This is a genomic window from Arthrobacter sp. AOP36-F1-5, from assembly GCF_058137995.1.
Map to the genome: position 1 here is coordinate 3,015,659 of NZ_CM176892.1, position 26,546 is coordinate 3,042,204.

General features: G+C 66.4%; 20 protein-coding genes. 7 read left to right on the forward strand and 13 right to left on the reverse strand.

What is annotated here, in order from left to right:
• Positions 1-252: 252 nt before the first annotated feature.
• The gene (locus AC3ZI9_RS13825; RefSeq protein ID WP_489923694.1) at positions 253-2,733 is read left to right on the forward strand and encodes an AAA family ATPase; all 2,481 of its coding nucleotides are present in this window, start codon (positions 253-255) and stop codon (positions 2,731-2,733) included.
• Here AC3ZI9_RS13825 and AC3ZI9_RS13830 read toward each other — a convergent pair.
• The 4 genes from AC3ZI9_RS13830 to AC3ZI9_RS13845 form a co-directional block, all read right to left on the reverse strand.
• The gene (locus tag AC3ZI9_RS13830) at positions 2,730-3,992 is read right to left on the reverse strand and encodes an IS256 family transposase (protein WP_102598824.1); all 1,263 of its coding nucleotides are present in this window, start codon (positions 3,990-3,992) and stop codon (positions 2,730-2,732) included. The two genes, AC3ZI9_RS13825 and AC3ZI9_RS13830, sit on opposite strands and share 4 nt — an antisense overlap.
• An 895-nt stretch (positions 3,993-4,887) precedes the next feature.
• Entirely contained in the window at positions 4,888-5,451 is a 564-nt protein-coding gene (locus tag AC3ZI9_RS13835) for a hypothetical protein (RefSeq protein WP_444566912.1), read from the reverse strand.
• Complete coding sequence (locus AC3ZI9_RS13840) at positions 5,451-6,617, reverse strand: globin domain-containing protein (protein ID WP_444554888.1); 1,167 nt, start codon at positions 6,615-6,617, stop codon at positions 5,451-5,453. Before AC3ZI9_RS13840 ends, AC3ZI9_RS13835 begins: the two co-directional genes overlap by 1 nt.
• A gap of 299 nt (positions 6,618-6,916) precedes the next feature.
• Positions 6,917-7,333, reverse strand: a complete 417-nt coding sequence (locus AC3ZI9_RS13845) for a YccF domain-containing protein (protein WP_444554887.1) — start codon at positions 7,331-7,333, stop codon at positions 6,917-6,919.
• A gap of 88 nt (positions 7,334-7,421) precedes the next feature.
• On the opposite strand from AC3ZI9_RS13845, the gene trmB reads away from it, so the two are divergent.
• The gene (trmB, locus tag AC3ZI9_RS13850; protein WP_489923695.1) at positions 7,422-8,312 is read left to right on the forward strand and encodes a tRNA (guanosine(46)-N7)-methyltransferase TrmB; all 891 of its coding nucleotides are present in this window, start codon (positions 7,422-7,424) and stop codon (positions 8,310-8,312) included.
• Here trmB and AC3ZI9_RS13855 read toward each other — a convergent pair.
• The 7 genes from AC3ZI9_RS13855 to AC3ZI9_RS13885 all read right to left on the reverse strand — a co-directional run bounded on the left by AC3ZI9_RS13855 (position 8,305) and on the right by AC3ZI9_RS13885 (position 17,720).
• Complete coding sequence (locus AC3ZI9_RS13855; RefSeq protein ID WP_444554885.1) at positions 8,305-9,243, reverse strand: alpha/beta hydrolase; 939 nt, start codon at positions 9,241-9,243, stop codon at positions 8,305-8,307. The genes trmB and AC3ZI9_RS13855 overlap by 8 nt on opposite strands.
• Positions 9,244-9,254: 11 nt before the next feature.
• A complete protein-coding gene (locus AC3ZI9_RS13860; protein WP_444554884.1) occupies positions 9,255-9,701 on the reverse strand; it encodes a heat shock protein transcriptional repressor HspR in 447 nt (148 codons plus the stop codon).
• 60 nt (positions 9,702-9,761) lie between these two features.
• On the reverse strand, positions 9,762-10,739 hold the full coding sequence (locus AC3ZI9_RS13865; protein WP_444554883.1) for a DnaJ C-terminal domain-containing protein: 978 nt from the start codon (positions 10,737-10,739) through the stop codon (positions 9,762-9,764).
• Between the two features lie 82 nt (positions 10,740-10,821).
• Positions 10,822-11,457 carry a nucleotide exchange factor GrpE gene (locus AC3ZI9_RS13870; protein ID WP_444554882.1) on the reverse strand — a complete coding sequence of 212 codons (636 nt, stop codon included), beginning with the start codon at positions 11,455-11,457 and terminating at the stop codon, positions 10,822-10,824.
• A gap of 15 nt (positions 11,458-11,472) precedes the next feature.
• Positions 11,473-13,332: a molecular chaperone DnaK gene (gene dnaK / locus AC3ZI9_RS13875; protein WP_444554881.1), complete on the reverse strand. Its 1,860-nt coding sequence runs from the start codon at positions 13,330-13,332 to the stop codon at positions 11,473-11,475.
• Between the two features lie 243 nt (positions 13,333-13,575).
• Complete coding sequence (locus AC3ZI9_RS13880) at positions 13,576-15,288, reverse strand: DEAD/DEAH box helicase (protein WP_444561667.1); 1,713 nt, start codon at positions 15,286-15,288, stop codon at positions 13,576-13,578.
• Positions 15,289-15,557: 269 nt separating this feature from the next.
• Entirely contained in the window at positions 15,558-17,720 is a 2,163-nt protein-coding gene (locus AC3ZI9_RS13885) for an MMPL family transporter (RefSeq protein ID WP_489923696.1), read from the reverse strand.
• 137 nt (positions 17,721-17,857) lie between these two features.
• Here AC3ZI9_RS13885 and AC3ZI9_RS13890 point away from each other — a divergent pair, with 137 nt between their 5' ends.
• The 4 genes from AC3ZI9_RS13890 to AC3ZI9_RS13905 are packed head-to-tail and all read left to right on the forward strand — an operon-like array spanning position 17,858 to position 21,641.
• Positions 17,858-18,328 (forward strand): MarR family winged helix-turn-helix transcriptional regulator, encoded by a 471-nt coding sequence (locus AC3ZI9_RS13890; protein ID WP_489923697.1) that lies wholly within the window; start codon positions 17,858-17,860, stop codon positions 18,326-18,328.
• A 27-nt stretch (positions 18,329-18,355) separates the two neighbouring features.
• On the forward strand, positions 18,356-18,982 hold the full coding sequence (locus tag AC3ZI9_RS13895; RefSeq protein ID WP_444554877.1) for a LysE family transporter: 627 nt from the start codon (positions 18,356-18,358) through the stop codon (positions 18,980-18,982).
• A 54-nt stretch (positions 18,983-19,036) separates the two neighbouring features.
• Positions 19,037-19,540: a low molecular weight protein-tyrosine-phosphatase gene (locus AC3ZI9_RS13900; protein ID WP_444554876.1), complete on the forward strand. Its 504-nt coding sequence runs from the start codon at positions 19,037-19,039 to the stop codon at positions 19,538-19,540.
• Positions 19,530-21,641 carry a chorismate-binding protein gene (locus AC3ZI9_RS13905; protein WP_444554875.1) on the forward strand — a complete coding sequence of 704 codons (2,112 nt, stop codon included), beginning with the start codon at positions 19,530-19,532 and terminating at the stop codon, positions 21,639-21,641. The genes AC3ZI9_RS13900 and AC3ZI9_RS13905 overlap by 11 nt, the downstream gene beginning before the upstream one ends.
• 10 nt (positions 21,642-21,651) lie before the next feature.
• Here AC3ZI9_RS13905 and cls read toward each other — a convergent pair whose 3' ends face one another.
• Complete coding sequence (cls, locus tag AC3ZI9_RS13910; protein WP_444566929.1) at positions 21,652-23,091, reverse strand: cardiolipin synthase; 1,440 nt, start codon at positions 23,089-23,091, stop codon at positions 21,652-21,654.
• A 116-nt stretch (positions 23,092-23,207) separates the two neighbouring features.
• On the opposite strand from cls, the gene AC3ZI9_RS13915 reads away from it, so the two are divergent.
• Positions 23,208-24,098 carry an aminodeoxychorismate lyase gene (locus tag AC3ZI9_RS13915; protein WP_444566919.1) on the forward strand — a complete coding sequence of 297 codons (891 nt, stop codon included), beginning with the start codon at positions 23,208-23,210 and terminating at the stop codon, positions 24,096-24,098.
• Between the two features lie 6 nt (positions 24,099-24,104).
• On the opposite strand, the gene AC3ZI9_RS13920 is transcribed toward AC3ZI9_RS13915, so the two are convergent.
• The gene (locus tag AC3ZI9_RS13920) at positions 24,105-26,543 is read right to left on the reverse strand and encodes an ATP-binding cassette domain-containing protein (protein ID WP_444566920.1); all 2,439 of its coding nucleotides are present in this window, start codon (positions 26,541-26,543) and stop codon (positions 24,105-24,107) included.
• Positions 26,544-26,546: the final 3 nt, after the last annotated feature.

The window sequence follows — 26,546 nt, forward strand, 5'->3', positions numbered from 1 at the left end:
GATGTGTGTCTCATCCCACAGGCGACGCCCCTAGGAAGTGCTTTCCGATTTGCCCAACTGTGAGTCAGATCCCACAGAGCTAAATCGCCTAGATCTGGGCGGCCTATTCCAGATAGGGCGCGCAGGAATCGCATGCGATCCAGCCTTGCGACAACGCGGCTTTCCCTTCCAAAGCGAAATCCAAATGTTCTGGAACAGTGCCTGGCGCTTACCCTAAATAGGATGGGGGTAGGTCTAACTCGAGGGGGAAATTTGCGAATCGAAAATATCAAGTCCATCAAGGACTTCAGGATCTTTCAGGGCTGGTCCCCTCCAACGGCATTCACCGGCTTTAGAGATATCAACCTTATTTACGCCAACAACGGCAGTGGGAAGTCCACACTCGCGTCGCTGCTGTGCCCGCCGCAGTCCCCTGACGGCTGGGCTGCTGGCGTCTCCTTGGAAATCTCTGAAGGAAAAGCCAATCGAGAAGTCACCTCCCCCGAGGACCCACTTTGGGAAAGGGTCTCGACTTTCAACAAAGCCTACGTGGAGGAGTGTTTCGATTTCCAAGCGGGCGAAGCCAAAGCACTTCTCGCCCTTGGAAAAGAAAATGCAAACCGCGAAAAAGAGCTGCGGGCTACACGCGCCCGGTTGGATGAACTGATTCTCGAGTCGCCAAAGCTAGAGAGAGCGGCCGCGCAAAAGGAAGCATCCCCCAAGATGATTCTCAAGAACCTCGGGACACTTGTCACTTCAACGCTTGGGGGTGTGAACGGTTACGGTCGTGGATACGACGCCCGCAACGTTCATAAGGCACTTTCGCGGGCGATGAAAGACAAGCTGAGAGCAGCTTTTGATCCTGAGGCGGAGATAGAAAAGGCACAATCTACCTTTCTCGAAAAAGTGACACGAACACCGCCGCTGTCCCTCGAAGTGCTAAGTACAGAAGACATTGCGGAAATACTGGCACGGATCCCAACAGCCAAGTTGATTAATTCTCTGATCACACATCCAGAGCACTCCGACTGGGTGCAGAAAGGTCTTTCACTTCACGGGAACCGAAGGACTTGTCTTTTCTGCGCCAACGATCTCAATCATGACCGGCTCGAGACACTGAACAGGCACTTCGATGAAAGTACAACGGAACTGCAGGATGAGCTTCGGGAAGCTATCGAAAAAGTCGAAGAAATCACAACGTTGCTTCTTGAGCAGAGCACCTACTTTCCAGACCCCGGACTTCTGTATCCCGAGTTCCGAAAGGAATACAAGTCACTACTTCAGGCTCTCCAGGAGCGAACTGACGAAATCACTCAAGATCTCATAACCGTGCGCGAGTTGCTCGATGCCAAGCTGAAATCCCTACACGAGCCTGCTCATCTACCAGAGCACTTGAATCAAAATTCCTTCACCCTCCCGAACATCGATCGGCTAGTGACGCTTCTGGACAATCACGACGCCCGAAGTGTGGCCTTCGCTAAAGTGCGCGAAACAGCATGCCAACAACTCGAGGCGTTCTGGATTGGCGAGCAGAAAGACGCTTACGACACAGCCATCCGCGAAGCCGACACAGCCAACAAAACACTTCAAGACAATGACACGATGGTGTGTGCTACCCGAGACAAGATCGTCCAGCTGGAGTCTGAAAAGCATGATCCTGGGCCGCCAGCCGAGTGGCTGAACCAGAGACTACACATCCTGCTCGGCCGGCCCGATATTCGGATTGTCCCCGTGGAAGAGGGACGTTACGCAATTTACAGGTATGGCTCGCCAGCGCTCCACCTTAGCGAGGGAGAATGTACCGCATTGGCTTTGCTGTACTTCGTTAAGAGCCTCAGCACTCAAGGCCGGAATCGCAGTGAGCAGATCGTCGTCATAGACGATCCCGTTTCAAGTTTGGACGACAACTTCGCAATCGGCGCCTCCAGTCTCTTATGGGCGGAGCTGGTGCAGCCGTCCGCATGTGGCTGCGGCCAGCCCGTTGCCTGCTTATGCAACCAGAAGCCTGTCCGAGACTGCGGTCAGGTGTTCCTGATGACCCACAATTTCGAACTCTTCAAAATCTGGGCAAACCAACTGGATCGCCTACCCAACAGCCCCCCCAAGGAGAAACGAGACTTCAAAATTCTCGAGCTACAAGCCCAGGCTCAGAAAGTCGACGTCGGGGTAGTCCGTCGCGTTCCCACGTGGCGCGACTGGGGATCGGACAAAAAGGACAAGGCCTTACGAACCCGTCTTCGTTCGGAATATCACTACCTCTTCTGGCGATCAGCAAGAACGCTGATTGACTGTGGCGATCGACCAACAATCGAGCAGGAAATGGATGCGGCTGTCATCCTTCCCAATGTATGTCGCCGTCTTCTCGAGGGCTTTCTCAGTTTTCGATTCCCCGAACAGATGGGCGACTTCAGGGTTCAGATGCAGACTGCACTCGACGGGATGGACGATGGCCTCACCCGCCAGAGACTAGTCACATACTTACATCATTATTCCCACAATGAACGCGTGGAGACAGGCCGGGGAATCAGCAGGCCAGAAGCAGTACACATCCTCCACGCCGTCTTTGAACTTATCCGCAAGGAAGATAAGAAACACTTCGTGGCCATGTGCCGTGCCTTAAAATTGGAGCCTCAGCTTCTGGCAGAAGGCACATCTCGCGCACCCGAAGAACCGGAAGAAGACGAGAAACAGGACCGAGCAGGTCAAGCCCCGGGAAGTGGTGTAGCGGTGGTTTCCTTCGGTGATTGCTTTTAGGCGGTCAACGCTTGGAAGGGATCTGCAGGCGCCTCCTCCGCATTCAGGGTGTTGTCAGCGTCGTTGACGAGGCTGAGCCGGCATCTGGCCAGCACGTCCAATCCGAGGTAGCGGCGGCCTTCTGCCCACTCATCGGTTTGCTCGGCCAGCACCGCGCCGACCAGCCGAATGATCGCGTCGCGGTTGGGGAAGATACCAACGCTGTCGGTGCGCCGGCGAATCTCGCGGTTGAGCCGTTCGTTGGGGTTGTTGGACCAGATCTGTTGCCACACATCCTTCGGGAACGCCGTGAACGCCAGAATGTCGGCCCGGGCTTCGTCGAGGTGCTCGAAGACCTTGGGCAGCTTCTCCTGGACGTAGTCCAGCAGCCGGTCGAACTGGGCGTGGACGCTCTCGGCATCGGGCTGGTCATAGACCGAGTGCAGCATCGCCTTCACCGCAGGCCACAGATTCTTCGGGCAAATCCCCATCAAATTAGCGGCGTAGTGGGTACGGCACCGCTGCCAGCTGGCCCCTGGCAGGTTCGCCCGGATCGCCTCAACCAACCCAGCGTGGGCGTCCGAGGTCACCAGCTGCACGCCGTCCAGTCCGCGTGCGACGAGATCGGCGAAGAACGTGTTCCAAGCCGCCCCGGTCTCGCTGGTCGCGACCTTCACCCCGAGCACTTCACGACGCCCGTCGGCGTTGACCCCGGTGGCAACCATGGCGACCGCGTTCACGACCCGTCCACCTTCACGGACCTTCATGGTCAACGCGTCGGCTGCCACGAGGGTGAAGGGTCCCGCCTCACCCAGAGGCCGGTGACGAAACTGCTCGACCTGCTCGTCGAGGTCCGCGGCCATGCGCGAGACCTGGGACTTGGAGAGGGAATGAATGCCCAGGGTCTTCACGAGTTTGTCCATCCTGCGGGTCGAGACTCCGGCCAGGTAGCAGTCCGCCACGACGGTGATCATCGCGGTCTCTGCGCGTTTGCGGCGCTCGAGCAACCACTCTGGAAAGTAGCTCCCCTGCCGCAACTTCGGCACCGCGACGTCAACGGTGCCGACCCGGGTGTCCAGGGGTCGATGCCGGTATCCGTTTCGCTGGCTGGCCCGTTCCGGGGATGCGGTGCCGTATTCGGCGCCGCAGACGGCGCTGGCATCAGCGGACAGCAGAGCGTTGATCATGGTCTGCAGCATCGAGCGCATCAGGTCCGGTGAGGCATCGGAGAGTGCTTCGACAAGCAGGCGTTGAGGGTCGATAATTTGGGTAGCGGTCATCGCGGCGATGTCCTTTCGAGTGGGTTGTAGGAGATTCCTCGAAGGATACGTCCGGTGGCCGCACTCCATATCGGCGGGTGACCGGACGCTACACCACCTTATGGGGCACTACTACCGAGCATGAACCGCCGCTCAACACTCCTGCGCGTATTCGATGAAGCCGGTACACCCGTCTGAGCGGTTCCTCCGTATGGCTCGTCGTGGAACGATCTGGGGTATAGGGATATTTGTTTAGCCACCTGATGTGCAAAGCTTCCCTGCCCTACGAGGCCCCGAACGCCGGGCACTTTGAGGACCTGCGCTGGGCGTGTTAAGACGGAGCTTCGGGTAGCGCCTGTGTAACGAAGTGGTAGCAAGTGTGCGGGTAGCGGTGTCGCGGAGGTTTTCGCCACCGTCCAACTGGGGGTCACCGCGGCCGTGGGTGAATGTCGCAAGACCCCGCTCATGACCAACTTCCGCCAAGTGCTTGCCTTGCTTTCGTGAACGCGCCCCCAATCCGCAGAACGAAAGGAGGGCCGCTTGTTCGCGCCGCGATCGCCAAGGCCTGGCGCGCGCTCGTCGACAAGCAGCAGTGCAGGCGGGAGGAGAGCAAATCGCTCACCGTCAAGGACCTCGACTGCCTATTTGCCGATGGTGAGAAAGTGCTATCCGATAGCCGTGCCCGCGCTACGGGATGTCTAAACAAGAGCTATCGGAAGCTCCGTCTTAAAAAGTCTCGTCCTCCTCCGACTATTTGCAACCGGACTTCTTTCGCAGCTGCAACCGAAACACCTCAACGCACGTCAAGAAGTTCTCATTTTGCGTGGATTAAGAATTCTCATACTGGCAGGAACTTCTGCAAAATCGATACAAAAATTCTCAAATTGTACCGGACCCTACAAGTGCTACCGCCGGCTCAGGAGCCACCCCCCGCGCCCGGCTCCGAGGCAGTGGCGCCGAACTGCGGCAAATGGCCCAACTGATCCACCTGTTCGGCCAGGGCGTCGATCACGGAGCGCAACTGGACCTGGGCCACCCGGGTGTAGGTGCGGACATACTCGATCTCCGGGACCGGCTCCCCGTATCCGGGGACGGCCGGGGCGGCGGCGGAACCGGCGCTACCCGCATTGTCTTCGGCCTTCTGCAGGATTTCCGAATATTGCTTTCGGGCCCCGTCGATGAGGTCATGGGCATATTGCTCGGCCTCGCTGACGTGCTTATCGGCGATGACCTGCGCCCGACTGAGCAGGTTCACGGTTTCGGCACTGACATCAAGGCCGGAGCCCCGATCCTCTTCAGCGCGTCGTCGCAGCGTCCGGATCTCCTCGCGGTCCGAAGCCATCTGGACGGAGGCATCGGCCAGGAACAGATTGATGGCCACGGGGTCGAGCCCGCCGACCTCCACGGCCGGGAACATGGCGTCACGGACGGCCTCCGGTGTCAGGGCGCGGGCTGATCGGGTGTCATTGGCATAGGGCATTATCGTGATCCTTCTTCGTCACTCTGGCCGATGGCCGAGGAACTCTCATCTAGGGTTGCGAACGTCTCGAAGCGGAGATCATCCGGAGCAAGTCCGGCGGTCCCCAGTTGGGCCACGGCATGCCCGACCATGGGCGGGGACCCGCAGACCAGGGCCGTCCGGCCGGCCCACGAGCCTTCGGCGGCCGCCGCGGAACCCACCAGTCCACGCAGCCCGTGGAAGGTCGGATCGTCCGAGACGACCGGTCGGTAGGTGAACCAGGGCTGTTCCGCCAGGCGGGTGAGCTTCTCGTGGTCGTAGAGGTTCCACGGCAGGCGGGCCCCATGGAACAGGTCAACCCGCGGCCCGGTTCCTTCGGTCGTCCACTGGGTGCCGACCTGGTCCAGGACCGCCGCCAGAGGCGCCAGCCCCGTGCCGCCGGCCACCAGGAGAAGGTCCTTCCCGTTCCGGGGACGGGTGAGCTGGTCGCCCATCGGGGCTCCGAGCCGGGCCGTGTCCCCGGGACGGATCTTGCGTACCGCGGTGCTACTGAACTGCCCGCCGGGCACCAACTGGATATGCAGTTCCACCAGGCCGTCCGGCTGCGGCTGGTTGGCGGGGGTCACGTAACGCCATAATCGGGGCAGCCGCCCCAGTTCCATGGCCATGGATTGGCCCGGCAGGTAGTCCATGGCCGGGGTGGTCCGCAGCTGGATCACCGTCACGTCGATGCTGCGCCGGTCAACGGAGACCACCTCGGCATCCCACCATGGGGGTGAATCCTCGGCGGCGTCCTCGGCGGCCACGACCATGATCTTCGCGATCTGGCCGTAGGCCGCGGACCAGTCCGCCGCGACGCTTTCGGTCCATTGGCTGCCCAGGAACTGCTTGAGGGTCGCCAGCAGCGAGGAACCAACGGCGGAGTAGTGTTCGGGTTCCACCGCGAATCGCCGGTGATCGCGGCCCAGTTCCTCGACGAATCCGGTATCGGAATCCAGTTTCTCCACATTGCTCACGATGTGCCCCAGCGCGCCGAACAGCTTATCGCGTTGGCTGGCCATGGAGACCGGGAACATCTCGCGCAGTTCCGGATGGGTGATGAACAGATGGGAATAGAAGTACAAGGGGGCTTCGTCGCCCGCCTGGGACATATCGGCCCAGGTGCTCTTGAGCATTTCAACATTCATGGCAGCCCCCGAAGTCCTGGAACACGGACGCTTTCGGCGTCGTCTCCCGACTCGATGCGGCGGCCCTCTGACCTATTCGGTCCATGTATTGCTATCAACTCTCATTGTGGGGGCGATCACTAACGGTCGATAACTATGCCACATAAGTCAAGGACGGAAGAGTGCAATTCGAGAGGAATCGTCTTCCCTGCCGGCCCGACCGGCGGCTGGAGGCCCGGGTCGACGGCCTCGGGGCACATGCCGGGGCGGCGGGATCCGCGGGCCCGGCAGGCTGCTTGGTTCGCCGGACCCGGAACCGTTCAGGCGGCCGGGCCCATCGGCAGGCGCGACCCCGAGGGCACGATGACCTTGCCCAGGGGCACCAGGGAGACGGGGATCAGTTTGAGGTTGGCGATGCCCAGCGGAATGCCGATGATGCTGACGAACATCGGGATGGCGGTGACCACATGCCCGATGGCGATCCAGATCCCCGCCACGAGGATCCACACGACATTGCCCACGGTGGAGAAGAAGCCGGTCCGCCCGCCCCGGTCCACGATGGTGCGGCCGAAGGGCCACAGCGCATAGTTGGCGATCCTGAACGAGGCCAGCCCGAAGGGGATGGTCACGATCAGCACGCAACACACGACCCCGGCGGCCAGGTAGCCCAGGGCCAGCCAGAATCCGCCGAAGACGAGCCAGATGATGTTCAGGATCAGGTTCAGGGGTCCGTTCATGTCTCCAGTGTGCCCGTCCGCGGCCGGCGCCGCCATCCGGGAAGACCCTGACATGACGTCCATCGCGGCGACGACTAACGTGGACCCAATGAATGATCCCGCAGCCCCCAAGCCCCCTGTCAACGGCCGCGCCGCCGACGATTTGCGCTTCTACCGGACCGATCCGGTGTCCTTCGTCCGTCGCGGGTCCCGTTTGCACGGCAAGCGCAAGGACTCCTGGGACCGGCTCTCCGGGGACTACGTCATCCAGGTTCCACGCCATCATGCAGACACCTCGGTCCACGAGGATTTCCGCTTCGACGCCGAGGAGGCCTTCGGCCGTCAGGCCCCGCTGACCGTGGAGATCGGTACCGGGCTGGGCGAAGCCATCGCCGAAGCCGCCGAAGCCCATCCCGAACGGGATTTCCTCGCCGTGGAGGTCTATCTGCCCGGCCTGGCCCAGTTGATGGCCCGGATCGACGCGAAGGGGCTGACCAATGTGCGGGCCGTGCAGGCCAACGCCCCCGAGGTCCTCGATGTGATGCTGGAGCCCGGTTCGGTGGATGAACTCTGGATCTTCTTCTCCGACCCCTGGCATAAGACCCGGCATCACAAACGCCGGCTCATCAAGGAATCGTTCCTGCCCAAGGCCGCCCGTGTGCTGGCCCCCGGCGGCATCTGGCGCCTGGCCACCGATTGGTCGCAGTATGCCGAACAGATGCGTTCGATCCTCGACGCCTCGAAGGATTTCACCTCCCTGCACCCCGGTGAAGGCGCCGGGGAGGACTCCCCCCTGACCCGGGTCCGCCGCGGCGGTCTAGAGGGCCACGACCCGGAACCGGGTTTCACGGACGATCTCGGGGGGTGGGCCCCACGCTACGCGGGGCGGGTGCGCACGAGCTTCGAGGCCAAGGCCGTGGCCGCGGGCCGTCTGGTCTTCGATCTGGCCTACCGCCGGGAACCGGAGGCGGACGGGGACCGCCGGGGGCCGGTCAGCTGAACGGAGGGGTCCCCCCGATGAGGATCCGGGCCAGGTTGTGCAGCGAGAGCGTGCCGGGGTCCCGATAGCCGTATTCGGGGTCATCGGATCCGGGCACGAAGCGGGAGGTGTTGTGCCCGGTGACGGCATGCAGCCCCGATTCCGGGTGTCCTTCCACGGCGAACGGCAGCCCGGCGACCGTGGTCCGCCCACTGAGGAGCCGGCCGCATCGGGCCAGCAGGTCCCGGCTCGCCACGGCCTCGTATCGGCGGCTTGGTGGGATGCCCAAGTCAGACGGGTCCCGCAACAAGCGGTCCGGAATTCCCGCCGAACCAATGGTGGCCAGCGTGTCGATCAAGGGGCCCGCCTGGCCGGCCGGGGGTGGTTCGGCATCCAACCGGGCGAGCGCGTACGCGGCCAACGTCGCCCCGTAGGAATGTGCTTCGATCGCCATCCTGGCCGTACGGGGAAGGAGCTCCCCGACCCGACGGATGTCGAAGGCCAGCCGCGCGGCACAGGTCCGGGCGGTACGGTCCGAGAGGGCCCTGAACATCCCCGGTGCGGGATACCCGAGCCAGGCGATGACGGCCGGGGCTCCGGCACCGGCGGCCCGCTGTTCGAGCAGGAGTTCGCCGGCTTCACGGGCCGTGCCCCACATGGCGGTTCCGGGACGGATGCCTGCCCCGGAGACCTGCCAGGTCAGGTGGGTGGCATGGTCGGGGTCCCCGAGCACCACGGCCGCCAACGGATGCGGTCCTTCCAGGTCCAGGAAGAGCAGCCGTCTGGCGGGAAGCCGCCGGTGCATGGACGTGGGCCTCAGCGCATGGGCGACCCCGTCCACTGCCGCCTTGCGGTCCTGATCGAATCCGTCACGCCGGCCCTTGGTGATCTCGAAGCCGCGCTCCGCCCGCTCGATCAGCTCGGCAACGGTCGCCAGCGTCCCGGGGACCATGAGGTGTCCGCCTAGTCCTGGGCTCGCCAGATGACGACGGCCTGGCTGCGGGCCCTGGGGCGTTCCCCCCGGGCCAGGGTGACGACGTCACCGCCGCCGGCTCCGGCGGCAAAGACCCGTTCCATCTCCGAGGACCTGCGGTCGGCTTCGGCCAGTTCCTGACTCAGTTCCGCCACACGGGAACGCAGCGCCGCAACCTGGTTCTCGAGTTCCAGGACCCGCCGGATCCCTTCCAGCGAGACCCCCGCCTTCGAGAGGCTCTGGACCTCCCGCAGCAATTCGACATCATGCTTGGAATAGCGCCGCTGCTTGCCGCGCTGCCGCGAGGGCGAGACCAATCCCATGCGGTCGTACTGGCGCAGTGTCTGCGGGTGCATATCGGCCAGTTCGGCCGCGACGGAGATCACGAATACCGGGATGAAACGATCGTTGATGGCCAGTGCCTTGCCTACCGCCATGTGCTTGCCTCCTCCTGGTGTGTTCGGTTCCGCCGTGCTTCCCGCGCCCCGGGCCCGCCGCTAGAGTACCGCCTTGGTGGCGATCCCGGCGCGGGGATCCGCGTCGGCGGTTGCTTCGGCGAAGGCCTTGACGGCTTCCTGCGCCTCGGCATTGAGCTTCTGCGGTACGACGACCTCGACGGTGACCAGCAGATCGCCGACGGCCTTGGACGTCTTCACCCCGCGCCCCTTCAGCCGCAGGGTCCGCCCCGATGAGGTCCCGGCGGGGATCTTCATCTTCACGGTCTCCCCGGTCAGCGTGGGGACCTCCAACGTGGCTCCCAGGGCGGCCTCGGAGAAGCCCACCGGCAGGTGGATCCGGATGTTGTTGCCCTCGCGGGCGAAGAAGGCATGCGGTTTGACCGAAACCTTCACCAACAGGTCCCCGTTTCCTGCCGGGCTGCGCTGGCCCTTGCCCCGGACCCTGACACTCTGGCCGTCACGGATGCCCGCGGGGATGCGCACGTCGATGACGTCGCCATCGGGTTCGCGCAGTCCGATGCTGGTGCCGCGGATGGACCCGGCGAAGGAAATCGTGGTCGAAGCGGTCCGATCGGCGCCCTTCTGCGGGGCCTGCTGGAAGCCGCCGAATCCGCCACCACCAAAGAGGTCCGCGAATTCGGGGGGAACCTGGCCGCCTCCGGGGAACCCGCCACCGCGGCGTCCCCCGCCCCCCTGGTTGAACAGGTTGCCGAAGACGTCGTCGAATCCCGCGCCGCCACCGGAGGGCCCTCCGGCGCCTCCGGAGGTGAACCGGGCGCCGGATCCCATCGCCCGGATGGCGTCGTACTGTTCGCGTTCCTCGGGGTCGGACAGCACCGAATTGGCCTCGGTGATGTCCTTGAACTTCTTTTCCGCGGCCTCATCGCCGGGATTGGTGTCGGGGTGGTATTTGCGCGCCATCTTGCGGTAGGACTTCTTGATATCGGCGTCGCTGGCGTCCTTGGAGACGCCGAGGGTGGCGTAGAAATCCTTGTTGACCCAATCCTGACTGGCCATCGGGCGCCTCCTGTTTCCTGGTTGTTTCTCAAGCTAATGGGGTCCCGGCCGCCCCACCGGTGGTGGGGCGGCCGGGGGTGGTTCATTCTCCCGTGGAGACAACCACCTGGGCGGCACGGATGACGCGCTCGCCCTTCTGGTAGCCGATCCGCAGGACCTGGGCCACGTGGTCCTCGGGGACCTCGGAGCTGGGTTGCTGCATCAGGGCCTCGTGGAAGTTCGGGTCGAAGACGACCCCCACTTCCTCGATCCGGGTCAGTCCGTGGCCCGCGAGGATGGCGTCGATCTTGTTCGCCACCGCCGCGAACGGCCCTTCCTCGAGATCGCCGTGCTTGCGGGCGGCGTCGAGATCGTCGAGTACGGGCAGCAGGCTGACGAGCACCGACTGGACGGCGAGGTCGCGCACGGATTCCCGATCGCGCTCGACGCGCTTGCGGTAGTTCACGTACTCGGCCTGCAGACGCAGCAGGTCGTTACGCAGTTCCGCTTCGACGTCGGACGCCGCCGCGGGCTGCTCCTGCTGGTCGCCTGCCTCGTTGAGGATCTGCTCGGCCTGGGCCAGCGCATCCTCCGACTCGGCACCTTCCGCTGCAGCGGTCGCTTCCTCATGCCCTTCGGCGCCGCGCACTTCGCCCGTCTCGGGATCGACCTTGCGCTTATCGGTGAAGCGCACCGGCTCGTCGCCGTCGTGCTCTTCTTCGTTGCCGTGTTCTGGCATCAGATTCGAACCGCCTTACTTCTTCTCTTCGTCTTCTTCGTCGACAACCTCGGCGTCGACGATGTCCTCGTCGGGCGCCTCGGTGCCTTCGGACTCCCCGGCTTCACCGGCGGCGCCTTCGGACTCGGCCTGGGCGTAGATGGCTTCGCCGAGCTTGGTCTGCGACTCCTGGAGCTTCTCGTACGCGGCCTTGACCTCGTCGTCGTTGTCCTGGCCCTCAAGGGCAGCCTTGACGGCGTCGACGTCGGCCTGGACCTCGGTCTTGACCTCCTCGGGCAGCTTGTCCTCGTTGTCCTTGATGAGCTTGTCCACGGAGTAGGCGGACTGCTCGGCGGAGTTGCGGGTGTCGGCGGCCTCGCGGCGCACCTTGTCCTCGGCGGCGTGCTCCTCGGCTTCCTGGACCATGCGGTCGATGTCTTCCTTCGCCAGCGAGGTACCGCCGGTGATGGTCATCGACTGCTCGGTGCCGGTGCCCTTGTCCTTGGCGGAGACGTGCACGATGCCGTTGGCGTCGATGTCGAAGGTGACCTCGACCTGCGGCACGCCACGCTGGGCCGGCGCGATGCCGGTCAGTTCGAACGTGCCCAGCGGCTTGTTGTCCCGGGTGAACTCGCGTTCGCCCTGGAAGACCTGGATCGACACGGACGGCTGGTTGTCGTCGGCCGTGGTGAAGGTTTCCGAACGCTTGGTCGGGATGGCCGTGTTGCGCTCGATGAGCTTGGTCATCACCCCGCCCTTGGTCTCGATGCCCAGCGATAGCGGGGTCACGTCGATCAGCAGGACGTCCTTGCGCTCGCCCTTCAGGACACCGGCCTGCAGCGCGGCGCCCACGGCGACGACCTCATCCGGGTTGACGCCCTTGTTGGCTTCCTTGCCGGCCAGTTCCTGGACCAGCTCGGCAACGGCCGGCATGCGGGTGGAGCCGCCGACGAGGATGACGTGCGCGATATCGGAGACCTTGACGCCGGCTTCCTTGATCACGTCGTTGAACGGCTTGCGGGCCCGCTCCAGCAGATCCTTGGTGAGGTCCTGGAACTTGGCGCGGGAGAGGTGCTCGTCCAGGTGGACCGGGCCATCGGCGGTGACCGAAAGGTACTGCAGCGAGATGTTGGTGCTGGAGGCGCTGGAGAGTTCCTTCTTGGCCTGCTCGGCCGCTTCCTTCAGACGCTGCAGGGCGATCTTGTCCTTGGACAGGTCGGCACCCTTGGCCTTGGCCTGGGACAGCAGCCAGTCGACGACGCGCTGATCCCAGTCGTCGCCACCGAGGCGGTTGTCGCCGGAGGTCGAGCGCACCTGGATGGTGGAGAAGTCGTCTTCGTCCTTGCCGACTTCGAGCAGCGAGACGTCGAAGGTGCCGCCGCCGAGGTCGAACACGAGGATCAGCTCGTCTTCCTTGCCCTTGTCCAGGCCGTAGGCCAGTGCGGCAGCCGTGGGCTCGTTGACGATGCGCAGCACGTTCAGGCCCGAGATCTCGCCGGCTTCCTTGGTGGCCTGGCGCTCGGCGTCGTTGAAGTAGGCCGGGACGGTGATGACCGCGTCGGTGACCTTTTCGCCCAGGTAGGACTCGGCGTCGTGCTTAAGCTTCATGAGGGTACGGGCGGAGATTTCCTGCGCCGTGTACTTCTTGTCATCGATGGTGGTGCTCCAGTCGGTGCCCATGCTGCGCTTGACCGAGGAGATCGTGCGATCGATGTTGTTGACTGCCTGGCGCTTGGCGATTTCGCCGACCAGGACTTCGCCGGCCTTGGAGAAGGCCACCACGGACGGAGTGGTGCGTGCGCCTTCGGCGTTGGCGATGACAGTGGGCTCGCCGCCTTCCAGGACGGAGACGACCGAGTTGGTGGTTCCGAGGTCGATACCTACGGCACGAGACATAATGCATCCTTCTTTCCGGTGGGAAATGCTGGTTCCTCCGCCCAACCGGGGAGGTTGAGCGTTCTGCACTCAAGTCTACTCGGGCTCATTTCATTGTCAATTCGAACTTGAGCGCAGTTGGCTCAAGTTTGGATTCCGGCCCCGATCCGGGCACGCAAAAGGCGCCTTTGCCCCGTCAAATGACGGGGCAACGGCGCCTGGGACGGTGAACGGGGTGATCCGATTCACCTCATGCGTGGAGGTCTAGCCCTTGGAATTGGACTGCGGTGCTCCGGCTCGACGGCTACCGCGACCGCGCCCCGGGCGTCCGGCGCCAAGGGCTTCCTGGGTCTTCTGCCCGATGGCGTCACCGATGGTGTTGCCCTGGCGGGCCCCCGATGAGGTGGGACGCGGGGACGAGGACGGGCGGCTGGTGTTGGCATCGCGCCCCTCGGGACGCCCCGACCCCTGGCGCTGTCCGGAACGGCTGCGGCCGCCCCCGGAACGCTGGCTTCCGGCACGCTGGCCGCCATTGCGCCCTCCGGCACGCTCACCGTTGCGTTCCCCGCGCACGGGGCCCGGACGGCCGCCGCGCTCGCCACGGGGCCGGTCATCACGTGACCGCTCGCCTCCGTCGCGTCCGCCACGGCTGTCGACACCGGCTGCGGAGCCTTCGCCACGAGCCGCCGGACGCCCCGGACGTGAGTTCCCGCGCCCGCCCCGGCGGCGTCCACGGCCTCCGGCGGCATCGGAATCGGCCAGGGTCTTGGCGCGCGGGTTCGATTGCGGGCGCGGCGCCACATAGGTGACCGGCTCGGCCTTGTCGCCGCGGACGGCGGCCACGGCCGCGGACTGCGGGCTGACCTTTTCGAAGGGGACCTTGATCCCGGCGGCCCGCATCAGGGACTTCACGTCCCCCTGCTGGTCGGGGGTCGCGATGGTTGCCACCGCGCCGGCGGATCCGGCGCGGGCGGTCCGGCCGGAACGGTGCAGGTATGCCTTGTGCTCGGCGGGCGGATCGATATGGACGACCAGCTCGACGCCATCGACGTGCACACCACGGGCGGCGACGTCGGTGGCCACCAGCACGCGGGCATCCCCACCGGAGAATGCCGCCAGGTTGCGGTCCCGGGCGTTCTGGCTCAGGTTCCCATGCAGGTCCACCGCGGGGACCCCCGCTTTGGATAGCCAGACGGCCATCTTCTTGGCGTGGTGCTTGGTGCGCATGAACATGATGCGTCGTCCGGTCCCCGACGCCAGTTCGAGCACCAGCTCCTTCTTGGAGTCGGCGTCGACGACGAACACGTGGTGGTCCATGGTGTCCACGGCGGCCTGCGAGGAATCCACCGAGTGGACGACGGGCTGGTCGAGGTAGCGCTGGACGAGTTTGTCGACGCCGTTGTCCAGGGTCGCCGAGAAGAGCATGTGCTGGATGCCGCGCGGGGTCTGGTCCAGGATCCGCTTGACCACGGGCAGGAAACCGAGGTCGGCCATGTGGTCGGCTTCGTCCAGGACGGAGACCTCGACGCGGGAGAGGTCCACGACCTTCTGGCGCAACAGGTCCTCGAGGCGGCCGGGGCAGGCGATGACGATGTCGACGCCGGAGTTCAGCTCCTTCTCCTGGCGGACCTGGGAGACGCCACCGAAGATGACCGTGGTGCGCAGATCCGCGCCTTCGGCCAGCGGGATGACGACCCGGCTGATCTGGGTGGCCAGTTCACGGGTGGGAGCCATGATCAGCGCCCGGGGGAAACGCGCCTTGCGCGGTTTCGGGTTCGCTGCCAGCCGGGCCACCAGCGGCAGCGAGAAGGCCAGCGTCTTGCCGGAGCCGGTCCGGCCCCGACCCAGGACGTCCTTGCCTTCCAGTGTGGAGGGAAGCGTGGCTTCCTGGATGGGGAAGGCGGTGTCGATGCCCTGGCCGGACAGGATGGTCGCCAGGCGTGCGGGCACGCCGAGGGAAGTAAAGGAAACGCTCACGGGGCTGCTTTCGGTCGTTGCTGTGCGCAACCGGGTTCGGCGCGCTATCTCGCCGAAGAAAAGGAATGCCTGGGCCCGGTGGTTCTGGGCTCCGCCGGACCTCCACGGGGGTGGCCGGCCTTCCGCCGCAACGTAGTGCCCCGCTCAAGGCGGGACGACGGCGGGAAAAGGATCAAATCTGTCGACGCATGGCTGGTCCACCGCACATCCTGCCGGTGGGACGAGCCACAAGGGCCCATCCTACCAGCAGGCCGACCGGCCGACCTCCGCTAGTTCCCGACCTTGGACAGTTTCGAGGGCCACCAGATGGCCTTTCCGAGGTCGTGGGCCAGTGCCGGCACCAATAAGGAGCGCACCACCAGGGTGTCCAACAGCACACCGAAGGAGACGATGAAGGCCAGCTGGGCCAGGAACATGATGGGGATGACACCCAAGGCGGCGAAGGTCGCAGCCAGGACGACGCCGGCCGAGGTGATCACCCCGCCGGTGACCGCCAACCCACGCAAGACCCCCTCCCGGGTGCCGTGCTTGAGCGATTCCTCCCTGACCCTGGTCATCAAGAAGATGTTGTAGTCCACCCCGAGCGCCACGAGGAAGACGAACCCGAACAGGGGAACCGAGGGGTCGGCCCCGGGGAAGTCGAAGATCCCGTTGAACACCCAGGCCGAGACGCCCATGGCCGTCCCGTAGGACAGCACCGTGGTGATGACCAGCAGCACCGGGGCCAGGATCGAACGCAGCAGCAGCATGAGGATCACCAGGATGGCCAACAGGATCAGCGGGATGATCTTCACCAGGTCCTCCTCGGCAGTGACGTTGGTGTCCAGGGAGATCGCGGTGGGACCGCCGATGAGTGCGTCCGGATCCACCTGCCGCGCTTCTCGGCGCAGCGACACTACCGACTGTTCCGCTGCAGCGGAATCGGCCGCCGCGTCGAGGGTGATGGAGATCAGGTTCCGTCCGTCCACCTCCTGGGCGGGGCGCTCCCGCCCCGGGGCTCCGACCCCTGCCGGCCCGCCGCCCTCCGCCTGCAGGTAGGCCGAGGCCACGCCGTCGTCCTTCTTCACCGTCTCGAGCATTGTCCCGGCGCTGCCGCTGGCGGTGATCAGCACCGCCGGGCTGCCGGCTCCGGCGTCGAAGTGCCGGGCCAGGACGTCCTGGCCGGTCGCCGATTCGGTCTCGCCCAACACCAGCTCGCTTTGGGGCACCCCGGTGGCCTTGAGCTGGGTGATGCCCAGGGACCCGACGATGAGCACCAGCGCCGTGGCGATCCAGATCCGGCGTGGATGCCTGCCAACCAGCCGGGCCACCGAGCCCCAGAGGCCGATCGCGGCCACGGGAGAGGGATCGAGATGATCGGCATGGTGCGGAACGAACGGCCAGTAGGCGGTCCTGCCCAACAGGGTCAGTGCCGCCGGCAGGAACGTCAGGACGGCAATCACCGAACAGATGATCCCCGAGGCCCCGATCGGCCCGAGCGCCTTATTGGAGTTCAAGTCCGAGAACGTCAGGCACAACAACCCGACGGTGACCGTCCCGGCCGAGGCGACGATGGGTTCGGCGGCCCCCTTCAGCGCCCGGGCGGCGGCATCGAATCCGCGGTGGCCGGCTGCAATGGTCTCCCGATGGCGGGCCACCAGCAGGAGCGAATAGTCGGTGGCGGCGCCGATCACCAGGATCGAGAGGATCCCCTGGCTCTGTCCATCGAGTTTGATCCAGTCCCATTTGGCCATCCAGAACACCGCAAGGATCGCCAGGCACAGGGCGGCGACGGCGGTGAACAGCACCGTGAACGGCAGCAGCAGGGAACGGTAGACCAACAGCAGGATCACCAGGACGGCGCTCAGGGCCACGAGCAGCAGGATCCCGTCGATCCCGGCGAAGGCCTCCACCAGGTCGGCGGTGAATCCCGCCGGGCCCGTGACATAGGCGTCCACCCCGTCGGGGACCTGCTGGGCCAGGACCTCGCGCAGCTCGGCCACGGCGGCGTCGGCTTCCATGTCCTCGGTCAGCGGGACCACCAGTTCCAACGCCGTGCCGTCCTCGGACGGGAAGGGCCCGGCGATGTCCCCGGAGACCAGGTGCTCCGCCTCGATCTTCTTCTTCAGTGCGTCGGCGTCGAAGGAGTCGACATCGGCCGCGGTTCTTCCTTCGAGCACCACGACGGCGGGGACTGCTTCGCTCTCGCTGAAGCCGGCCTGGGCGTCCAGGGCCTGTGTGGCCTCGGCCGTGGCCGGGAGGAACCCCGCCTGGTCGTTGGTCTGCACCTGGTCCAGCTTCCCGAAGGTCGGACCTCCGACCCCGGCCACCCCGAGCCAGACCGCGACCACGAGCACCGCCAACAGGGCCCGAAGCACCGGCCCCCGGTTCCGGCGGCTCCCGGCCGGTGTCAAGGGCGAACCGGTCTGGGGGTCCTGGCTCTGCTGGGTCATCTCTACTCCTCGGCCCGGGCGGCACGGCCGTCCCCGATGTTCGTTTCCCTCAGATCCTACTTTAGTTCCACCATGAAATAATATGATTTTCTGATAAAATTATCGGCCTCCACGTCTGCCCGGCATAAACTGTCTGCATGGAAAGCCCGCCGGATCGTCGCCTCATCGAACTGCTCCAACGGTTCGTCATGGCCACGGACCGCTACGTGGAGACCGCCGGCGCGGGGCACGGAATGCACCGGACCGATCTCAATGCACTGTCCTTCGTCATGCGCACCGAACAGGAAGGCCAGGCCCCGACGGCCAGCAACCTCTCCGCCGTGCTGAACCTGAGCTCACCGGCGACCACCGCCCTACTCAACCGCCTCGCCGCCTCCGGACACATCACCCGCGAGCGCAACGACGACGATCGCCGGGTGGTCAGGATCCGCAGCACCGCCAGTGCCGCGCAGGACGGGCGGGCCATGTTCACCGCCCTGGCCACCGAGCTCGGCGAGGTCATTGCCCGCTTCGACCCCGCCGAGCGCCTGGTCCTGACCCGATTCATGGCCGACGCCTCGGCGGCCGTGGACCGGGCGACCGGGGCGCACCGCCCCGAAACCACGTAGCCGGCTCCGGACCCCTAGAATCCTTGGGTGACCCTCTCCCTCTGGCTTTCGCTGCTGGGTGCCTGCATCCTGATCAGCTTCACCCCCGGCGCCGGGGCGATCAACACCATGAACAACGCCCTCAATGCGGGGTTCCGGCGCTCGTTCTGGGGCATCCTGGGACAACAGGCCGCCTTGCTGGTGCACGTGATGATCGTCGCCGCCGGCATCGGGGTGCTGGTGGCCAACTCACCGGTGGCCTTCGCCGCCATCCGCTATCTGGGCGCCGCCTATCTGGTGTATCTGGGCGTGGGCCTGCTGCGGGCCAAACCGGACCCCGATACGGCGGCGGTTGACGTCAGGGCCCATGAGTCCGGCGTGTCCATGTTCCGGCGCGGGCTCTGGGTGAACCTCCTGAACCCGAAGGCGATCGTCTTCTTCCTGGCGTTCACCCCGCAGTTCATCCGGCCCGCCGCTCCCCTGCTGCCCCAATACCTGATCCTCATCGGGACCATCGTTGCGGTGGACATCCTGGTCATGTGGTTCTTCTTCGCCGCCACGGCCAAGGGATTCCGCCGTTTCACCCGCAATGCCCGCGGCCAACGCATCCTGAACCTCTGCTTCGGGACCTTGTTCATCTTCGTGGCCGCCCTGCTGGTGCTGATGCACCAGTAGCCCCGCCGGGGCGTGAGGCTGTCACCGGAACCACGGCGCACCTAGACTGGCAGCATGTACAGGATCACGACAGTGTGCACCGGCAACATCTGCCGGTCCCCGATGGCCGAACACCTGCTCCGCGCCGCCCTGCAGGAGGCCGGCGTCGAGGGCGTGGACGTCGATTCGGCGGGAACGAGCGACTGGGAGATCGGGCGTCCCATGGATCCGCGGGCCGCCGAGCTGCTCAGGCGCCAGGGCCTCGACCCGTCCGGGCATGCCGCCCGCCAGTTCGCCGCCGAGGACTTCGCCGACACTGATCTGGTCCTGGCCCTGGACACCGACCACTTCGGGGCCCTGCGCCGGCTGGCCGGAAACGAATCCGATCGTTCAAAGGTCCACATGCTGCGGTCCTTCGACCCCGAGGTGGCCCAGAAGGCCCCCGCCCAGCAAGGCATCTACGACCCCTGGTACGGCGACGAGGCGGACTTCGCGATCACCGAACAACTCATCACCGCCGCCGTGCCGGGGCTGGTACGCCACATCAGGACCCGGACCGCGGATCCGCGTGGCGCGTAGATCACCGGTCATCATTGCGGTCGATGGCCGCTCCGGGGCCGGCAAGTCCACCCTGGCCCTGGAACTGGCCACCAGTCTGAGGGTCCACCGCAGCGTCTCCCTGTTCCACCTCGAGGACATCTACACCGGCTGGGACGGGCTCGCCCGCGGCCGCGAACGCTATGTCACCGAGGTGCTGGACTCCCTGTATTGGGGTGAGGACGCCCGCTGGACCTCCTGGGATTGGGAGCACGGCACCGACGGCGAGCGCCGCACCACGGTGGCCGCCGACGTCGTCATCGTCGAGGGGGTCGGGGCCTCCTGCCGTCAAGCACGCGCCTATCTGGATGCCAGCATCTGGGTCGAGGTGGAGGACGACGTCCGACGGCGGCGTGCCCTGGCCCGGGATGGCGACACCTTCGCCCCGCATTGGGAGCGCTGGGCGGCACAGGAGCAGGGGTGGCTGGACCAGGACCCGGTGATCGAACGCGCCGATGTCATCGTGGCGAACCATGCCGACGGCAGTGCCCCGCCCGATGCACTCCGGGCCCTGACCCAGCTGCCGGTGCTGCAGGAACCCCTGCGGCCCGAACTCCAGGCGGCAGCGAACGGGTCGCTGCTCGCCCGCCGTCTGCCGCTGCCTGACATCCCACAGGTCGCGACCAGCCTCTTTGAACGGTTCTTCCCCGGCGAACATGCCGTCCTGCTGGAATCCTCGAACGCCTCCTGCCCCGGGGCCACCCGCAACCGCTTCAGCATCCTGGCGGACGATGCCGGCGAGGCCGCCGCCCGGGCCGAACACCATGACGGCCTGACCGAGGTGGTCATCGGTTGTGCCCGGGTGCGGGTGGCCGGCCCGTTCTTCGCCTGGCTGGACCGCAACTGGGGCACCGCCCGGCTCCAGGGGCCGGCGGGACTGGACTGCGGCTTCGCCCTGGGGTGGCTCGGCTGGCTGGGCTACGAGCTCGGCCGCGAATCCGGGGCGGTCCCCAACGCCTCCAGCCCGACCCCCGATGCCGCTCTCCTGCACCCGGGACGGGCCCTCGTGATCGACCATGAACGCGCCGAAGCCTGGCTGCTGGCCCTGGAGTCCCCGGATGCCCGCAACTGGCTGGATTCCACGGCCGACGCACTCCGGCGGCTCCCCGGCCCCCGGGCCCATCCGGCCATGGGCGAACCGCCCCTCCCCCCGGAGCCCGCCGCCGCGACGAACCCACCCCCGCGTTTCACCGCACGGGACACCCGGGAGGGATACCTGGCCAAGATCCTTGCCGCCCAAGCCCAGATCACCGAGGGCAACAGCTATGAGATCTGTCTGACCACCGCGGTGGAGGCCACCGTCGCCCCGGAGGCCTTCGACCCGTGGCGGACGTATCTGGCCCTGCGTCGGACGAGCCCCGCCCCGTTCGCCCACTACATCCGGTGGGGTGGCACCGTGGTGGCCAGCTCCTCCCCCGAACGTTTCCTGTCCCTGGACGCGGCCGGCCTGTTGCGGGCCGAACCGATCAAGGGCACCCGCCCGCGCTCGCAGGACCCGACCCTGGACGGCAGGCTGGCCCACGATCTGGCGACCTCGCCGAAGGACCGGGCGGAGAACATCATGATCGTGGATCTGCTGCGCAACGATCTCTCCCGCTTTGCTGTTCCCTCGACCCTGCGTGTTCCGCGCCTGTGCGCGGTGGAGAGCTACGCGACCGTCCACCAGCTGGTGTCCACGATCGAGGCCCGGCTGCTCCCCGACGCCCCGCGGGCCGAGGCCGTGGCCGCCGCCTTCCCGCCGGGGTCCATGACCGGGGCCCCGAAGATCTCGACGATGGCCATCCTGGACCGGCTCGAGGAGGGCCGGCCCCGCGGGGTGTATTCGGGGGCCGTCGGATACTTCTCCCACACCTCGGCCGCCGATCTGGCCGTGGTCATCCGCACGCTGGTCGCCCGACAGGATCCGGGGACCACCTCGGGGCCCGACGTCGCGCAGGCAGCCCCCGGCCCGTGGCGACTCGGCCTGGGACTGGGCGGGGCCATCACCGCCGATTCGGATCCGGCCGGGGAATGGGATGAGGTCACGACCAAATCCCGGGGCGTGCTCTCGGCCCTGGGCACCGGGTTCGACGCCGGGGACTGACCGCCTTGCCCTACTGCAGGGTTGCGGTCAGCCGGGCCACGTTGTCCAGGTAGCGCATGGTGCGTGGACGGTCCAGCCAGTCCTCCAGGGTGAGCAGGGTGCACTTTTCCTTATACGCGTCCTGGACCTTCTTGATCTCCCCCACGGCCCGGGATCCCAGCAGCATCAGGGACACTTCCAGATTCAGCGAGAAGGACCGCATATCCATGTTGGAGGACCCGAAGACCGCCACCTCGTCGTCGACGGTGAAGCACTTGGTGTGCAGAACCATCGGCTGCTGATACCGGTAGATCTTCACCCCGGCCTTCAACAACTGCAGGTAGTAGGACTGTTGGGCGTGATGGACCAACGCCTGGTCGCCGCGTTCGGAGACCAGCAGCTCGACCTCGACCCCCCGCTGGGCCGCGGTGGTGACCGTGTAGAGCATCGAATCATCCGGGACGAAGTACGGGCTGGTGATCGTCAGTTTCTCCGTGGCCGAATACATCAGCGTGTTGAACAGGCGCAGGTTGTTCTCCGACTCGAATCCCGGTCCGGAGGGAACGATCTGTCCGGTGGTCGTCCCGCAAGGCAGGGGGACACCGCCCTCGTTGAGGTCCTCCAGCAGGTACTCGTCCGTCTCCTGCGACCAGTCCGTGGCGAAGACGACGTCGAGGCCGGTGACCATCGGTCCTCCGACGCGGGCCATCAAATCGATCCATTCGCGGCCGAGCTTATGCGAGGACTTGCGCTTATAGCCGGGCTCGATGAGGTTCTGGCTCCCGGTGAAGGCGGTTTCGCCGTCGATGACCAGGATCTTCCGGTGGTTGCGCAGATCCGGGCGCCGCCACTTCCAGCGCAGCGGTGAGATGGGAAGCATCCGCCGCCATTCGATGCCGCTGCCGCGCAGACGCCGTAACAACTCGCGGTATCCCTCGGTGCGCATGGTGCCCAGATGGTCGAAGAGGAACCTGACGCGCACCCCGCGGTCGGCGGCATCCTCCAGCGCCGTCAGGAAGGGGCCGGTGAGCTCGGGATCGTCGCCCACGATGTAGAACTGGGCGTTGACGTAGTCCTTCGCCTGGTTGATCGCCTCGGTCATCCGGCGGATCGATTCGCTCGAATCGGTGATGAAATCGAACTGGTTTCCTTCCTGCAGGGGGAAGGCCCCGAGGTTGCGGTTCAGTTCGATCGCCGACCGGACCCACTCCGGGGCGTCCGGGGGGCCGTTGTCCACGTCCAGGGTCGCGGTGGCATCGATCACCCGTTGGTTGACGTCGGTTTGCCGGTCGATCCGGCGTTGCGAGAGCTTGAAGTTCCCGAACAGCAGGAACAGACCCAGTCCGACGACGGGGAAGAAGAAGATGGACAGCAGCCAGGCCATCGCGGTGGTCGGCCGCCGGTTCCCGGGGACGACACCGAGCATGACGATCCGGATCCCGAGGTCGACCACCCAGAGGAGCGACACCATCCATCCGGGAAGGTTCTGCCAAAGGAACAGCGATTCGGTCAAGGACGCACCTCTCAACGATGTCGGGACGGTCCAAGCCTAGTGGCAGGAACAAACCGCAAGGGTATTCTTGGCCCATGACAGTCTTGGTGTTCTTGGACCCCTCCAGGCCGGCCGGCCGCCTCGCCGATGCCTCCGCCGCGCAGTTGCTCGTCACCGATCAGGGGGTCATCCGCGGCGACGGGGTCTTCGAGTCCATGTTGTATACCGCCGGCGCCGTACGGAAACTGGACGCCCACCTCTCCCGGCTCAGGGGCTCGGCGGCCAGCTGCGACCTGGACCTGCCCGGGGAGCAGTCCTGGCGGGCGGCCATCGCCACCGCGGTGGCCCGGTATGACCAGGAGCGTACCGCGGACCCGGAGGACCCCGATGAGGCCGTGGTGAAACTGATCGCCACCCGGGGCCCGGAGGACCAGCCCCACGGCACCGCCTGGGTCACCGTCTCCCCCGCCCCGGAGTCCGGACGCCGCCAACGCACCGAGGGTGTCGCCGTCGTGCTCCTGGACCGCGGTTACGACTCCTCGTTGGCCGAACGGGCCCCGTGGCTGCTCCAGGGCGCCAAGACGCTTTCCTACGCGGTGAACATGGCCGCCCTGCGTCATGCCCACACACTGGGGGCGGAGGACGTCATCTTCACCTCCAGCGACGGACGCGTGCTCGAGGGGCCGACCTCCACGGTGCTGCTGGCCACCCGAGTGAACGGGGTCAAGCAGCTGGTGACCCCGATGGTGGAGACCGGAATCCTTCCCGGAACCACCCAGGGCGCGATCTTCGCGGCCGCCGAAGCCGCCGGCTGGACGTTGGGCTACGGCCCGTTGGAACCGGCGGACCTGTTCGATGCCGACGCCGTATGGCTGGTCTCCAGCCTCCGGCTGCTGGCCCCGGTCACCTCGATCGATGGCACCCCGATCTCCCGGGATCGGGCCCTGGGCACCGAACTGGCGGCCCTGCTCGAAGCCGTCGGCTAGGACCGGCTAGCCCCAGACGAGGTTCCAGGCGCCGGTGAGCAGGGCGGCCGCCGTGGCCACCACCCCCAGGGACAGGCCTCCGGCCACCAGGGCCCCGTCCCGCCAGGAGAAGGTGGCGGTCCGCGCCCAGGTGCGGTGGGTCCCGCCGAAGCCCTTGGCCTCCATCGTGACCGCCAGCCGCGAGGCGCGGCGGATGGCCTGGACCATCAGCCCCAGGCTCTGCCCCGCATTGGCCCGCAGACGCTGCACGAATCCTCCTTGGGCGCCCACGCCCCGGGCCCGGCGGGCCATGCCCAACGTCACCCATTCCTCGGCCAGCAGCCCGATCAGGCGCATCCCGGCCAAGGCACCCAACACGAAACGGTGCGGAAGCCTGGCTTGTTGGGCCAGGGCATTGGCCAGATCGGTGGGGTCGGTGCTCGAGAGGACGATGACCGCGGGAACCGCTACCGCGAAGATCCGCAGTCCGGTGGCCACCCCGGAGACCAGGGACCCCTCGCTGATCGTGGCCACCCCCAGGTCCAGCAGGACCGCGCCGGCATCGTTGCCGACCAGCGCGGTGCCCCAGGCGGCAAACAGGGCCGCCACCAGTAAAGGCCACGCCCGCAGGAGGAAGCGTCCCGGGGCGATCCCCCCGAGCCGGAGCAGCAGCAGGCTGGCGAGGACGACGATGCTGGAGGTCACCAGGTCCAGGGAGGCGATCAACGGCACCGTGGCCAGCACCACCGCAGCAAGCTTGGCCAACGGGTTGCACAGCCCGAAGAAGCTCGCCCGGGCCCCGGCATCGGGTTCCAGCCCCGGCATCCCCCCGGAGGCCCGGGCGGTGGTGGGGTCCGGGCCCTGCGGTGTGGTCCTGCCCGGTTCCCGGCAGGGGCGTCGATCGGCGACGACCTCGACCGTGGAAGCCCCCAAGGCGGCGGCGAAGCCCGCATCGTGCGTGACCGCGACGACGGCGACGCCGTCCTGGAGTTGTTCGCGCAGCAACAGCGCCAGTTCCCTCCAGGTATTGGCATCCTGGCCGAAGGTCGGTTCGTCGAGGATCAGTAGTCGGGGGCGGGCGGCGAGCACGGTGGCCACCGACAGCCGGCGCTTTTCGCCTCCCGAGAGGGTGAACGGGTTCGCCTCGGCCAGATGCCTCAGCCCCAACCGGTCCAACAGCTCATCGACCCGTCCGGTGATTTCCTCGTCGGTGTACAGCCGGGTCTTCGACCCCGGTCTGCGGGCCCGTCGTGGGCCGAAGGCCAGTTCCTCGCGCACGGTGGCGGTGACGAATTGGTGCTCGGGCTCCTGGAAGACGGTGCCGATCCGGGCGACCAGTTCCCCGGCCCGCCACCGGTAGGGCCGGTCGGCGTCCCCGGGGTCGGAGGCCCCCGCGGCGCCCTGGTCGCCGCTGAGGCCCGGCAGGGCGGCGACGCTGCCGGCCCGTTCGGGCAGCAGCCCGGCCAGGGTCAACGCCAGTGTTGATTTGCCCGCCCCGTTGGCCCCGGTGATGCACAGCGCCTGCCCGGCGTCGATCCGCAGGTCAAGACCCGATACGGCGGCAGGACCCTGGGCCGTTCTGGACACGGCCAACCCCCGTCCCCTCAACAGGCCGGCGGCCGGTGCTGCCGGCTTCGGCCGGGCCGGCAGCACGGGAGTGTGGCCGGGAACCCAGACCCCGGCGTCGATGAGCCGGTCCCGGATGGGTCCGGGGGCGAAGAGCCGGGCCGGTGTGCCCTGGTAGGCGATGCCGCCGCCGGGCTCCAGGACGATCACGCGGTCCACGGCGTCGGCCCAGGCCGCCAGCCGGTGTTCGACGATGATCATCGTCGCCCCGCTGGCGCCCACGGCGTCGATCACTGCGTCACGGACCTCCAGCACCCCCTCGGGGTCGAGGTTCGCGGTGGGTTCGTCCAGCAGGACCAGTCCCGGGCGCATGGCCAGGATCCCGGCCAGGGCCAGTCGTTGCTTCTGTCCCCCCGACAGGGAGGAGGTGGGGTGGTCCAGGGGCAGGCTGAGCCCGACGGCGTGCAGGGATTCGATGACGCGGGGCCAGATCAGTTCCGGATCCACCGAAAGGTTTTCCGCCCCGAAGGCGACGTCGTCCCCCACCCGGGCCTGGACGATCTGGGTCTCGGGGTCCTGCTGCATCAGCCCGGTCCGGCCGTGGGCGGCCGCGGCGGGTCGGCCATCGATGAGCAGTTCCCCTGCGGAGGCGTTGTCCTCATCGTCCTGCAACACCCCGGCCAGGGCATGCATGAGGGTCGATTTACCGGCCCCGGACGGGCCGACGAGCAACACCTTCTCCCCGGCGTCGATGTCCAGGTCCAGCCCCAGCACGGCGGGCTCCTCGCGTCCGGCATGCTGCCATCCCCAACCGCTGGCCCTGACCGCCGCCGCGCGGACGTCGCCGACCCCGGTGGCCGGTGAAGGGCCCCGGGCCCCGGTCGGTGCATCATGTGTCATCGG